The organism is Nocardiopsis endophytica, from assembly GCF_027706725.1.
Taxonomy (GTDB): Bacteria; Actinomycetota; Actinomycetes; order Streptosporangiales; family Streptosporangiaceae; genus Nocardiopsis_A; species Nocardiopsis_A endophytica.
The window spans coordinates 1-13,131 of the sequence record NZ_JAQFWQ010000162.1 but is presented as its reverse complement, the minus strand read 5'-3'; the positions used below and the strand labels follow the sequence as shown (position 1 = coordinate 13,131).

At 74.3% G+C, this 13,131-nt stretch carries 11 protein-coding genes; 6 read left to right on the top strand and 5 right to left on the bottom strand.

The genetic code is table 11. From position 1 onward, the window contains the following. Positions 1-511: 511 nt before the first annotated feature. Genes O4J56_RS30610 through O4J56_RS30600 form a run of 3 tightly spaced genes read left to right on the top strand, consistent with a single transcriptional unit; the run spans position 512 to position 3,780 of the window. Entirely contained in the window at positions 512-1,798 is a 1,287-nt protein-coding gene (locus tag O4J56_RS30610) for a sensor histidine kinase (RefSeq protein WP_270690620.1), read from the top strand. A gap of 27 nt (positions 1,799-1,825) precedes the next feature. After that, entirely contained in the window at positions 1,826-3,178 is a 1,353-nt protein-coding gene (locus O4J56_RS30605) for a sensor histidine kinase (RefSeq protein WP_270690619.1), read from the top strand. Continuing rightward, positions 3,175-3,780: a response regulator transcription factor gene (locus O4J56_RS30600; protein WP_270690617.1), complete on the top strand. Its 606-nt coding sequence runs from the start codon at positions 3,175-3,177 to the stop codon at positions 3,778-3,780. Before O4J56_RS30605 ends, O4J56_RS30600 begins: the two co-directional genes overlap by 4 nt. A gap of 1,308 nt (positions 3,781-5,088) precedes the next feature. Here O4J56_RS30600 and O4J56_RS30595 read toward each other — a convergent pair. Next, positions 5,089-5,856: an ABC transporter permease subunit gene (locus O4J56_RS30595; RefSeq protein WP_270690616.1), complete on the bottom strand. Its 768-nt coding sequence runs from the start codon at positions 5,854-5,856 to the stop codon at positions 5,089-5,091. After that, positions 5,853-6,839, bottom strand: coding sequence for an ABC transporter ATP-binding protein (locus tag O4J56_RS30590; protein ID WP_270690615.1), 987 nt, complete (start codon positions 6,837-6,839; stop codon positions 5,853-5,855). Before O4J56_RS30590 ends, O4J56_RS30595 begins: the two co-directional genes overlap by 4 nt. A gap of 357 nt (positions 6,840-7,196) precedes the next feature. On the opposite strand from O4J56_RS30590, the gene O4J56_RS30585 reads away from it, so the two are divergent. Then, positions 7,197-8,450 carry a sensor histidine kinase gene (locus O4J56_RS30585; RefSeq protein ID WP_270690614.1) on the top strand — a complete coding sequence of 418 codons (1,254 nt, stop codon included), beginning with the start codon at positions 7,197-7,199 and terminating at the stop codon, positions 8,448-8,450. Beyond that, positions 8,447-9,052 (top strand): response regulator transcription factor, encoded by a 606-nt coding sequence (locus O4J56_RS30580; RefSeq protein ID WP_270690613.1) that lies wholly within the window; start codon positions 8,447-8,449, stop codon positions 9,050-9,052. Before O4J56_RS30585 ends, O4J56_RS30580 begins: the two co-directional genes overlap by 4 nt. A 10-nt stretch (positions 9,053-9,062) precedes the next feature. Here O4J56_RS30580 and O4J56_RS30575 read toward each other — a convergent pair whose 3' ends face one another. The 3 genes from O4J56_RS30575 to O4J56_RS30565 all read right to left on the bottom strand — a co-directional run bounded on the left by O4J56_RS30575 (position 9,063) and on the right by O4J56_RS30565 (position 11,797). Then, the gene (locus tag O4J56_RS30575) at positions 9,063-9,275 is read right to left on the bottom strand and encodes a type II toxin-antitoxin system HicA family toxin (RefSeq protein ID WP_270690612.1); all 213 of its coding nucleotides are present in this window, start codon (positions 9,273-9,275) and stop codon (positions 9,063-9,065) included. After that, the gene (locus O4J56_RS30570) at positions 9,272-9,502 is read right to left on the bottom strand and encodes a type II toxin-antitoxin system HicB family antitoxin (RefSeq protein WP_270690611.1); all 231 of its coding nucleotides are present in this window, start codon (positions 9,500-9,502) and stop codon (positions 9,272-9,274) included. The genes O4J56_RS30575 and O4J56_RS30570 overlap by 4 nt, the downstream gene beginning before the upstream one ends. 126 nt (positions 9,503-9,628) lie before the next feature. After that, positions 9,629-11,797 (bottom strand): SpoIIE family protein phosphatase, encoded by a 2,169-nt coding sequence (locus O4J56_RS30565; protein WP_270690610.1) that lies wholly within the window; start codon positions 11,795-11,797, stop codon positions 9,629-9,631. A 309-nt stretch (positions 11,798-12,106) separates the two neighbouring features. Here O4J56_RS30565 and O4J56_RS30560 point away from each other — a divergent pair. Further along, a partial coding sequence (locus tag O4J56_RS30560; protein ID WP_270690609.1) for a HAMP domain-containing protein occupies positions 12,107-13,131 on the top strand: 1,025 nt, incomplete at its 3' end.

Below are 13,131 nucleotides of genomic sequence, written 5' to 3'. Positions count from 1 at the left end.
TGAACAGTAGAAACCACCGACACGATAAGCCCGACTTCCCCGAGATCAACACCAGCGCGCCCCCGTGCCGCCGTTCCCTCGTTGATCTCGGGGAAAAGGGCGCAAAAACCGGACTGGTAGGGGCGTTTTTCCCGAGATCAACGAGGAGGGGGCAGGGGCATCCGGGCGGTGGGGCCACGGTGGCCATGCGCACGCGCCGTGCCCGACGGCGCTGCCGTATGGGCCCCGGCCCTCGTCGCCGCCCGTCGGTCGGTCGCCCCGTCGGATCCTGACATCTGTCACAGAACATGCCCTCCCCGGTGTTAAAGGGGAGCGGTGACAGCGGCATCTGTCGACGGCGGTCCTGTGGCGGCCATTCTTGGGCCTCACACGGGACCTGCGTCGGCCGCGGGTCCCGCCCCCGGGCGGACGCGGGCGCCCGCCCGGGGGATCCGCGGCGGGGCCGGGAGGACGGCCCGGTCCCGCCGGGGCCGGTTTTGCCCGACCGCGCCCGGGCGGGGAACATCGGTGCATGCTCCGTACCCGCCTGGTCCGCCGTCGCGGCCGAAACGAGGGCCCCGCCGACGACGGCGGCGAGGGCCCCGGCCCGGGGGACGGCACCTCCCGGCTGGACCGGCGGGTGCGCACCGCCCAATGGGTGGCCTTCGCCATGCTGTGCTTCACCTCGGTCCAGATCCTCCTCTTCGCGGTGGTCGCCCTCACCGTCCCCGCCGTCCTCGGGATCGCCGAAACCGGGTGGCAGGACGCCGTCGGCATCGCGGGCGCGGTGGTCTTAGCCGGGCTCACGCTCTGGATGCTGGTGATCCGGGTCTTCTCCGGGGCCCACCCCTCCCCGTGGCTCTACTGGTCCTCCTTCGCGCTGACCCTCGCCGTGACGTGGGCGCTCGGGATCTGGTTCTGGACCATGCTGCTCCTGGGCGCCTGGTGGTCCGCCGCCTACCTGTGCGCGCGCGGAAGGGCCCTGTGGTCGGCCACGGCCGTGCTCCTCATCGCGCCGTGGGCGCTGTCCGCCTGGTACGAGTACGCCTCCGGCGGCGTCCCCTGGGACCAGATCGCGCTGGTGTGGGCGGTCGGCGCGGTCTACGCCCCGCTCGCGATGAGCGGCAACCTCGCCTCCGTCTGGCTCTACGAGCTGGCTCGGGACGCCGTCGCGGGGCGGGAGGCGCAGGCGCGGCTGGCGGTGAGCGAGGAGCGGCTGCGCTTCGCCCGGGACGTGCACGACCTGCTCGGTGACAGCCTCTCCGGCATGGCCGCGCAGAGCGACCAGGCGCTCCGGCTGGCCGACGGAGGCGACCCGGGCGCGGCGGCGGAGCGCATGCGCGAGGTCCAGTCGGCGGCGCGCACGGCGCTCCGCGAGATGCGCGGCGCGGTGGCCGGGTACCGCGAGGTGGACCTCGGACAGGAGCTGGACAACGTCGGCGGCGTGCTGGCGGCGTCCGGGATCAGGGTGTCGGTGGAGGGCGGCGCCGGGGAGGTCCCGGCCGGTGTGCGAGGACCGGCGGCGTGGGTGGTCCGCGAGGGCGCGGCGAACGTGGTCCGGCACAGCGACGCCGGGACCTGCGCCATCGTGCTGCGCCGCGAGGAGGGCACGGTCGTCGTCGAGGTGCGCAACGACGGGGCGCCGCGGGCGGCCGGTGCGGAACCGGGCAGCGGCATCACGGGGCTGGCCGAACGCGTCGCGGCCGCCGGCGGCACCCTGGAGGCCGGGCCGAGCGGCGAGGACGGGTTCGTCCTGCGCGTGGTCCTGCCGGTCCCCGGAGCCGAAGGCGGGCCGGGAGAGGGCGTCGGCGCCGGGTAGCGGTGCCGACGGCGGAGAGTGAGAGACATGGGACGGTCACCGGAGCCCGGTACCGCGCCCGGGGAAGGGACGGCGGGGCGGATGGCGAGCGGCAGCGGTGCGCCGGGCACCCCCGGGGAGACGGCGGACGACCCCCGGTGGCGGACGGCGCGGTGGATCGTCTTCGGCGCCCTCGCCTTCCTCGCCCTGACCATCGCCCTGTTCAGCGTTCAGACGGTGCTCACGGTCGGGGACGCCATCGCGCCGTGGCGGCGGGTCGCGGCGCTGGTGCTGTCCGTCCCTCTGGCCGCACTCTCGATCCGGATGGTGTGGCGTCGGGTGAACGGCGCGACGTCGACGAGTGGTCTGTTCTGGGCGTCGGTCCTGCTCCTCGCCGCGGAGGTGGCCGCCCTCGACATGTGGGTCGGCACGGCCCTGGTGGCCGGGGTCTGGTGGTCGGCGGCGGGGGTCGCCAACTCCGCCGCACGGATGGCGGCCCCGACGGCGCTGCTCCTGGCCGCGCCCTGGGTGCGGGCCGTCTTCTTCGACCCGGCCGACTGGGGGCTGGTGGCGCTGCTGGTCGTCGCCGGTGCCGTGTGGGCGGTGCTGATGTACGTCGGCCATCTGGGCTTGCTGTTCCTGTGGGACCTGGCGGGCGCCGCCGCGGCGGGCACCAGGGCGCGGGCGCGGCTGGCGGTGAGCGAGGAGCGGCTGCGCTTCGCCCGCGACATGCACGACCTGCTGGGGCACCGGCTGACCGGCATCGCCGTCGGCAGCGAGCTGGCGGCCCGGCTCGCCGAGCGCGCCCCCGACCAGGCGGTCGACCAGATGCGCCGGGTACGGGAGGCGACCGGGGAGGCGCTGCGCGAGATGCACGGAGCCGTGTCCGGCTACCGCGACGTGGAGCTGGCGCGGGAGCTGGACGGCCTGCGGGCCGTCCTGGCCTCCACCGGCGCCCATCTCACGGTGGAGGGGGCACCGGAGGACGTCCCCGAGGCGGTGCGCCCGCCCGCCGCGTGGGTGGTCCGCGAGGGCGGGACGAACGTGGTCCGGCACAGCAGGGCCGAGAACTGCGGCGTCGTGCTGCGCCGCGAGGAGGGGCGGGTCGTCGTGGAGGTGACCAACGACGGCGTGGGCGACGGGGCCGGCGACGGCGCGGATGGCTGGGCTGGTGACGGGGCGGGCGACGGCGCGGAGACCGGCGGGGAGGGCGGCGCCGACCCCGGCCGGGGCAACGGCCTGACGGGCCTCGCGGAGCGCGTGGCGGCCGTCGGCGGCACACTGGAGGCGCGGCGCAGCGGGCGCGACGGCTTCCTGCTACGGGCGGTACTGCCCGTCGGACCGCCGGCCGGAGCGGACGGGGGCGCCCGGGAGCGGGCGCCGAAGGGAGCGGGAACGTGATCAGGATCGTGCTGGCCGACGACGAGCACCTGGTGCGCGGGGCGATCGCCGCGCTGCTGGGGCTGGAGGAGGACCTGGAGGTCGTCGCCCAGGTGGGGCGCGGCGACGAGGTGGAGGCCGCCGTGGCCGAGCACGCCGCGGACATCGCGGTGCTCGACATCGAGATGCCGGGCGCCACGGGGCTGGAGGTCGCGGGGCGGCTGGCGCGGAGCGCGCCGGGGTGCGGGGTGCTGGTGCTGACGAGCTTCGGCCGCCCGGGCTACCTGCGGCGGGCGCTGGACGCGGGGGCGCGCGGGTTCCTGGCCAAGGACGCCCCGGTCGACGAGCTGGCGGGCGCGATCCGCAAGGTGCACGCGGGCGGCCGTTACATCGACACCGAGCTCGCGGCGGCAGCGATGACCAGCGGCGACAACCCGCTGACGCCGAGGGAGGCCGAGGTGCTGAGGTCGGCGGCCGACGGCCTCCAGGTGGCCGAGATCGCGAAGACCATCCACCTGACAGAGGGCACGGTGCGGAACTACCTGTCCTCGGCCATCACCAAGACGGGAGCGAGCAACCGCCTGGGAGCCATCCGCAAGGCCCAGGAAATGGGGTGGCTGTAGCCGCGTGGCCCGCGTGGCCCGCGTGGCTCGCGCGGTCCGCGTGGTCCATGGCGCGGCGAAGGTGAAGCTGGGGACCACGCCTCGCAGCGCTGTCGGCCGCCGGGCGTGTGCGTGGTCGCTGTGTTCGGCGGCGACGGCAACGGCGAGTCGGTTCCTCGGTGCTGTTTGCCGTCCGTCTGGCTGCTCGTGGTTCGGGTGGGTGGGCGGCTGGGCTGGTGCCCCGCTCACGGGCCCTGGCCGGGCGGTGGGCCGCTGGGGTGTCGGGCGGTGAGCGGCGACGAGGTCAGGAGGGCGGCCCTTCCGGTAGCGCTGTTGGGATACGGCGTGTGCGGGTGGTCACCGGTGTGGGCGGCGACGGCGGGGCGGGTTCTCGGTGCTGTTTGCCGTCCGTCTGGCTGCTCGTGGTTCGGGTGGGGGCGGCTGGGGTGGTGCCCTGCTCACGGGTCCTGGCCGGGTGGTGGGCTGGCGGGGTGTCGGGTGGTGAGCGCCGACGAGGTCAGGAGGGCGGCCCTTCCGGTAGCGCTGTCGGGATACGGCGTGTGCGGGTGGTCACCGGAGTGGGCAGCGACGGCGACGGCGGGGCGGGTTCTCGGTGCTGTTTGCCGTCCGTCTGGCTCCTCGCGGTCCGGGTGGCGGCGCGGCCGGGTGGGCACGTGGCCGCCCGCGCTCGTGGCGGCTGTCGGCCCGGTGCTCCCTTCCTGGCGATGATCTCGACAGGAGTGCTGTCAAAACGGCCGGAATGGCAGCACCTTCGTCGAGATCATCGCCGAGGGGGGCGCTTGGGTGGTGCGGGGGCGGATTGGGTGGTGAAATCGCCCCGACCGGCTTGACAGACATAGGAGAGTCGCCTGATCCACCAAAAAGCGTCGATTCCACGACACAGGATGCCCGAACCCCTCTCCCACCGCCCGTTATGCCCGGTATGTGCCGCTCGGAAGGCCCCCTCCGCGATGATCTCGGGGAAGTCGGGGTTAAAACGGACACGATAAGCCCGACTTCCCCGAGATCAACACCAGTGCACCCCCGACTCGCCGCCCCCTCGTTGATCTCGGGGAAAACGACGCAAAAACCGCCCCGGTAGGGGCGGTTTTCCCGAGATCAACGAGGGCACCGAGGGGCGCGGGTGGGCATGGCGCCCACCCGGTCGCGTCGCCTGCCCGGACCGACTGCGGCCCGCCGGACGGCAGGCGGGGCCGGGGAACCGCACCGGTCCTTCCGTCGCCGCCATCAACGGTGGCCACGCACACGCCCGGCGGCCGACAGCGCTGCGGCACGGGCCGCCACCTTCGTCGCCCCCGCGGTGGTCCGCTACGGTTCGTAGCGCAGGAAGCGTGCCGCTCCCGCCGCCAAGGCCGCCGCCGTGTACCCGGCCAGGACCGCGAAACCGGTCAGGGCCGACCCCTCCTCGCCGAAGGCCGTGCCTCCCGCCATCCGGTTCGCCGCGCCTCCCGGCAGGTAGGCCGCCGCCTCCGGCATGTCCGCCGTGTTCAGCACGATCCCCAGGACCGGCTCCAGCAGCAGCGTCGCCACCAGGGCCAGCGTCAGCGCCGCCGCCTGGTTCCGCAGCAGTGCCCCCAGGCCCACCCCCATCAGGCCCCACAGGGCCAGCGACCCGAACGTCCCGGCCAGCGTCGCCACCACCGCGCCGTCGGCCAGGAACGTCTCGTCCCCGTTCGCCGCGAAGACCGACGCCGCGACCGCCGCCGTCACCGCCACGGCGGCCGCCGCGCACACCGCCGACGCCGCCGCGCCGCCCAGCACCTTGGCCGCGTACACGACGCCCCGGCGCGGCTCGCCCAGCAGCGTGGGCACGATCGTGCGCGTGTGGTACTCCCGCGTCACCAGCAGCGTCCCCACCACCAGCGGGATCACGTACACGGTCGCCGCCGGCTGGCGGTACACCAGCAGCGCGCCCTCCCGCACCCCCGGTGCGGCGCCCGCATAGTCCAGCGCGTACCCCGCGAACAGCATCGCCCCCGTCAAAGCAGCGGACACCGCCGCCAGCGCGCCCAGCAGCCACCACGTGGACCGGGTGGTCGTCAGCTTCCGGATCTCGGCCCCGACCAGCGTGGTCATGCGCGGCCTCCGTTCTCGTCGTTCTCGTCGCCGGTGAGCTTCAGGAAGGCGGACTCCAACGTGCACCGCTCGGCGCGGACCCCCTCCGCCGTAGAGGCCGTCCCCTCCCGCCCCTCCAGGGCGGCCAGCGCCTCGCGCTCAGGCGCGTCGACCCACACCCGGTCGTCGGGCAGCACCCGCGCCCGGAGACCGGCCGCCCCGACTGCCTGGGCGATCGCCTCGGCCAGGGCCGCCGGGCGCGCCCCGGAAGGCGCCGACAGCACGCACTGGCGGTCGTGCAGCAGTTCCTCCAGTGGCCCCTCGTGCACCAGCCGCCCCCGGTCCAGCAGCACCACGTCGTCCACGGTCTGCTCCATCTCGCCGAGCAGGTGGCTGGAGAGCAGCACCGACCCTCCCGCCTCGGCGAACCCCCGCAGGAAGCGGCGCAGCCACAGCATCCCCGCCGGGTCCAGCCCGTTCGCGGGCTCGTCCAGGACCAGCAGCTCCGGCTCGCCCAGGAGCGCCGTCGCCAGCGCCAGCCGCTGGCGCATCCCCGTCGAGTAGCCGCCGACCCGGCGCCGCGCCGCGTCGGTCAGCCCCACCGTCTCCAGCACCTCGTCCACCCGCTCCGGGCCGCACCCCGCCGGGCCCGCCGCGCAGAGCAGGTGGTTCCGGCCGGTCCGCCCCGGCACGAAGGCCCCCGGCTCCAGGGCCGCCCCCACCCGCCGGGCCGGGGAGCGCAGCTCCCGGTACGGCCGGCCGAACACCCCGGCGTCGCCCGCGTCCGGCCGGACCAGCCCGAACACCATGCGCAGCGTCGTGCTCTTGCCCGCGCCGTTCGGGCCCAGGAAACCGGTCACCCGGCCCCGGGCGACCGTGAACGACACCCCGTCCACGGCGCGGTGCCCCCGGTACTCCTTGGTGAGGCCGCGCACGGCGACCGCCGCCCCGCCCCGCGTCCCCGCGCCCTCGCCCCGTTCCGGGGCCCGTGCTTCCACCGTCACCGCCGCCTCCTCTGCCCGCGGCCCGTGCCGCGTCCTCGTCGATCGGCAGGACCATAAGGGCGCCCCCGGCGGCCGACCCGGGACCGGGCTCGGGGCACGGCCGCAGGCGGCTCGGCGTACGCGCAGGCGGGGCGGGGGCGCCCGGTCGGCCCTTGTGCCATCTGTCATGGATGCACGGGTGACGGCCCTCAGCGCGGCCCGGTGACGCAGGGGACTGTGCGCGTTCCGGGGCCGGACGGGCACCCGTGCCATTTGTCACGGGCGCCCGGTGACTCCGACGACTACCTGTGGCGGACCGCCCGGCGGCAGAGTGGTGCGGCGTCGACGGGACGGGGCGTCCCACGAGAGGGAGGGCCGATGGAGGCGCCGGACGACAGGGCCCTGCGCCGGGCGAGGCGGGTCCTGCTCGGGATCTACGGGTCAGTGGTCCCCGTGTTCCCGCTGGTGATCCTGTTCAGCATCGAGCTCGCCTACGACGGGTTCGGCAAGGACTTCCCGGAGCTGTGGCGGTACGTCGCGGCCGCGGTGGTGAGCGTCCCCCTGGGCGTGTACGCGCTGCTCCTGGGGGCGGTCAGGTTCGGTCGGCTGAAAGGCAGGGAGGACCGGACCTACTACACGACCTACGCCCTACTGGTGGTGGCGTTCCTGCTGGCCGCGCCGTACCAGGTCCGCGATCCGCAGTTCCACGCCGGAATGCTCCTGGGCATGTGGTGGGGTGCGGTCTTCCTGTGCCTGCCCCGGCGGCGCCTGCACGCCACCCTGATCGGGGCGCCGCTGGTGTTCGTCCCGATCATCGCGGCCCCGTTCACCGCCGACGGAGCCTGGGACGTCATGGTGCTCCACGCCGTCGGGATCGTCTGGGGGAGCATCGTCGGAGGCGGGACCTTCACCGTCCTGACCTCGGGGCTCATGACGCTGTGGGACCTGTTCGAGCAGGCCGTCGAGGGCCGGGAGGTGCGCGCGCGGCTGGCGGCGAGCGAGGAGCGCCTCCGGATCGCCCGGGACATGCACGACATCCTCGGCCACAGCCTGTCGGGGATCGCGGTCAAGAGCCAGCTCGCCTCCCGCCTGGTCGACCGCGACCCGGAGGCCGCCAAGCAGGAGATGGCCTCGGTGCAGGGGACCGCCCGCGAGGCGCTGGCCGAGGTGCGGTCCGCGGTCGCCGGGTACAGGGAGGCCGACCTGGCGGCCGAGGCGCGGTCGGTATGCGATGCGCTGCGGGCGGCCGGCGCCGCCTGCTCGGTGGACATCGGCGAGGAGGTGCCCGCTCGCCTGACCGGCCCGGCGGCGTGGGTGGTGCGCGAGGCGGGCACCAACGCGCTGCGGCACAGTGACGCCCGGCGTTTCAGCGTCGCGGTGCGGCGCGGCGGCGGGGCGCTGGTGGTGGAGGTCGCCAACGACGGCGTCCCGCGCGGGGCGGGCACCGGGGTCGACGGGGCGGCGGGCGGCGGCGGGAGCGGCCTGGCGGGGATGCGCGAACGCGTGGCCGGGGCCGGGGGCGTCCTCACCGCGGGGCCCGACGGCGCCGGCGGCTACCTCGTCCGCGCCGAGTTCCCGGAGAGCGTCGGCGCGGAGGCGGCCGTCCGTGGGGGAGAGGGGGGCGGCGAGTGATCAGGATTGTGCTGGCCGACGACGAGCACCTGGTGCGCGGGGCGATCGCCGCGCTGCTGGGGCTGGAGGAGGACCTGGAGGTCGTGGCCCAGGTGGGGCGCGGAGACGAGGTCGTCGGCGCGGTCGCCGAGCACGGGGCCGACGTCGCCGTGGTGGACATCGAGATGCCGGGCGCGACCGGGATCGAGGCCGCCGCCCGCCTGGCCGACCGCCGCCCGGGGTGCGGTGTGCTGGTGCTGACGAGCTTCGGCCGCCCGGGCTACCTGCGGCGGGCCCTGGACGCGGGCGTGCGCGGCTTCGTCGGCAAGGACGCCCCGGTGGAGGAGCTGGCCGGCGCGATCCGGACGGTCCACGCGGGCGGCAAGAGCATCGACGCGGCCCTGGCCGCGACGGCGCTGATGGCCGGGGACAACCCGCTCACCCCGCGCGAGTCCGACGTGCTGCGGGCCGCGGCCGACGGCCGCACGGTGGCCGACATGGCCGCCGACTTGGGCCTGGCCCGAGGGACGGTGCGCAACCATCTGTCGTCGGCCATCGGCAAGACGGGCACGGCCACCCGCCACGAGGCCGCCGCCAAGGCTCACGAAATGGGCTGGCTGTGAGCGGAGCGGGTCAGGGAATGTCGTCTTCGCTCAGCCCAGCTTCCGCGAGGATCGACTTCTGTGTGCCGATACGAAGCGGGTCGCGCCCAAGGGGCACGACGACCGTCGTGCCGGCACGCCGCATCTTGTAGTGGTCACCCCGGGTGGACACGTGGTCGAATCCCGCCTTCTCCAGCAGCTTGATCAGATCCTTGCTGGACAAGCGCTTCGCGCGAGGGCTCATGCGCTCAGCCGAATGGCGAACGGGACGACCGCGGCCTCGGGGTGGATGAGGTCGAAGTCGGCGTCCTCGTCTTCGTAGTAGAGCTCGACGGCCTCTTGGATGTTCTTCAGGGCCTCTTCGTAGGTGTCGCCCTCGGTCGTCACACCGTTCTCGACACACTGGATGACGAACCCGTCTTCCTCCGGCCAGATCCTCGCCGTGAGTCGCAGTGTCTCTGACGGCGGCATGGGGCCTCCTCAATCAGGTGACGGATTCCAGGATAGGAGCTACTCGGCTCTGGCAGGGTGGGAACATGGAGCCTGTTGACAGCGGCTGATGGGAAGCGGGGCGGAAGACCTGCGGCCGCTCGCTTCTTACAGGAACCGCAGCACCAGCATCGCCGTGTCGTCCGTGTGGCCTCCCGGGGCGAACTCCTCCAGTTCGCGGTCGATGCGCACGATCACCGCCTGGGCCGTCAGCCCGTTGCACGCCGAGAAGATCTCCGTCAGCCCCTCGTCGCCCAGCATGCTCGTCCCGCTGCGGCGCTCGGTCACCCCGTCGGTGACCGCGAGCAGCACGTCGCCGGAGGTCACCTCCACCGTCTCGGTGAAGAAGTCGACGTCCTCGAACGCCCCCAGCAGCGGCTGCGAGGTCCCCACCGGCAGCACCTCGCCCTTGCGGTCCAGCTTGATCGGCAGCGGGTGGCCCGCCGACACCAGGCGCAGCCGCATGCCCTCGCCCGGCCCGCCGACCGGGGTCATCTCCCCGTACAGCATGGTCAGGAACCGGGTCGAGGTGTTCTCGTCCAGGATCGCCAGGTTCAGCCGGTGCATGATGTGCGCCGGGGAGTACCCCTCGCGCGCCAGCGCCCGCAGGGTGTGCCGGGCCAGGCCGGTCACCGCGGCCGCCTCCGGCCCGGTGCCGCACACGTCGCCGATGGCGAAGCACCACCGCCCGTCGGTGGCGAACACGTCGTAGAAGTCCCCGCCGACCACGGTCCGCTCGTCGGCCGGGCGGTAGAACACCGCGTGGTCGACGCCGGGGATCTCCGGCTCCTTCTCCTTGGCCGGCAGCAGGCTGCGCTGCAGCGCCTCGCTCATCTCGGTCTGCCCGGCGTACAGCCGCGCGTTCTCCATCGCCGAGGCCACCCGGCGCGCCAGGTCGTTGGCGACGTCCACGTCCTCGCGGGTGAAGTCGGCCTCGGCCTGCCGCCCGAGCGTCATCCGGCCCAGCTCGCGGCCGTGCGCCACCAGCGGGATGCTGATCGCCGGGCTCTCCGCGAGCTCCATGCTCAGCTCGTCCTCGAGCCCGGCCGCGGCCACCATCTCCCTGTTCCACAGCGGCCGCGGTCCGCGCTGCTCGCGCGGGGGCAGCGTGGACAGCAGGGTGCGCAGCACGTCGTTGTAGTTCTCGTTGGCGTGCACCGCGTGCGCCAGCCGGGTCACCCCGAGGTCGTTGATGATGTGCACCGCGCACCAGTCGCCCAGCCGCGAGGTGGTCAGCTGGGCGGCGAGCGCCGCGGTCAGCGGCTCGTCCAGGGTGCCGGTGAGCAGGTCGCTCGCCTCGGCCAGGAAGCTCAGCGACGCCCGCCGCTGCAGCTCCACCTCGGCCAGCCGGGCGCGCTCCACCGGCAGCGCCATCTTGTCGGCGCCCTCCTGCAGCCGCCGCGCCGCGGTGTCGCCGAAGTGCCGGATGCGCCGCGAGGCCACCCCGATCAGCCCGGTGATGCGCCCCTCCACGATCAGCGGCGCGGTCACCAGCGAGCGCATGCCCGCCTGGGCCAGCCGCCCGCGGTGCGCGCGGGCCAGCATCAGGTCGTCGTTGATCACCGCACCGGGCGCCGGGGCCGCCGACGGGAAGGTCTCCTCGGTGCGGCTGCGGAACGGCCGCCAAGGGCCGTCGGTGAGCCCGATCCCGGCGCGCACCTCCCACTCGGTCTCGTCGGTGGTGGCCAGCGAGATGTAGGCGGCGTCGCCGCCCAGCGCGGACCGCGCGTACTCCACGGTGCGGTCGAGCAGGTCGGGCAGGGGGAGCCGGGCCGACAGCGCCGCGTCCAGCGCCGCCCACGGGCCGGGGCGGGGCGCGCGTCGGCGCGGCGGGCGCACCGGCTCGGGCGGGGCCAGCGGGGCCTCGGGCGCGTCGTCGGCGTCCATGACGCGGAACCAGACGGCCTTGTCCTCTTTGCTGTAGGCCACACCCCAGGAGGAGGCGATGGCCGCGGCCAGGGCCAGCCCGAGCCCGCCGCTGCGGCCGTTGTCGGTGGAGGGGGAGGTGTCCACGGTCAGCGGGCCGGCCTGCGGCACCGCCCGTTCGGGGACGCGGTCGGCCACGACCACCTCGATGGCGCCGCGCAGCCGCCGCACGGTGACCTCGAGCGGGCTCTCGGCGTGGATCACCGCGTTGGTGACCAGCTCGCTGGCGAGCAGCACCGCGTCGTCGGCGGACCGGCCCACGGCCCACTGGTCGAGTGTCTCCCGCACGAACACGCGGGCGTCTCCCGCCGCCTCCGGTACAGGGGGGAACTCCCTGTGGGCGACCCTCATCGCGTCATGTGGCATTGTGAAGCCGTACGGTTTCCTTCAGTGTCGGTCGAGGGCGGACGAGCCCTGGTGCCGCATCCGCATGATTCACCCATACCCCCATCTCGCCCACTACCGGCCCCCAGCGGTGTCGGAAACGCGTTCACGTGGGCACAGTAGGAGACAACGCAAGTCATGATGGCAGAACGGCCCTGTGCCGAGCAGCCCGGCCGCGCGGTGTGACCACCGCGGACCCCGCGTCCCCGCTCCCCCCGGCGGCGGTGGCGCGGGCGGCGGCCCACGGCCCCGCACGCAGTGCTTAGGAGGGGATCGATGCCCGAGGCGACCCGGGCGCCGGCGACGGAAGAGCACATGGATGAGCTTCTCGGCGCCCTCTACAGTATGCGCGACGGTGATTTCAGCGTTCGGCTGAACCACCGCGCCGACGGCAAGGCGGGCGAGATCGCCGCCGTCTTCAACGAGGTCCTCGACCACTGCGAGCAGCTCAGCAGCGAGCTGCAGCGCGTGGGCGACGTGGTGCGCGAGGAGGGGCGGCTGACCGAGCGGGTCTCGGTGAGCCCCGCGCGCGGCGCCTGGGGCAAGAGCGTGCGCGCCCTCAACCACATGCTCGACGAGGTGAGCGAGCCGGTCACCGAGGTGGCGCGGATCCTGGACTCGGTCGCCGGCGGCGACCTGTCCCAGCGCGCCGAGCTCACCAGCCGCCGCGGCGACCTGCACGGGGACCTGCGCCGCCTGGCGGTGTCGGTGAACCGGATGGCCGACCAGATGAGCAAGTTCACCACCGAGGTCACCCGGGTGGCCCGGGAGGTGGGCACCGAGGGCAAGCTGGGCGGCAGCGCCGAGGTCGAGGGCGTCTCCGGCGCCTGGCTGGACGTGACCGAGGCGGTCAACCAGATGGCCTCCCGGCTGACCGCGCAGGTGCGCGACATCTCCACGGTCACCACGGCGGTGGCCCGCGGCGACCTGAGCCGCCAGGTGACGGTCGACGTGCAGGGCGAGATGCTGCTGCTCAAGGAGACCGTGAACACCATGGTCGACCAGCTGTCCACGTTCGCCGACGAGGTCACCCGGGTGGCCCGGGAGGTGGGCACCGAGGGCAAGCTGGGCGGCCGCGCCAACGTCAAGGGCGTCTCCGGCACGTGGAAGGACCTGACGAACAACGTCAACTCCATGGCCGACAACCTCACCAACCAGGTGCGCGACATCTCGCAGGTGACCACCGCGGTCGCCCGGGGCGACCTGACCAAGAAGGTGACGGTGGACGTCCAGGGCGAGATGCTCCAGCTGAAGGACACCGTCAACACGATGGTGGACCAGCTGGACTCCTTCGCCGACGA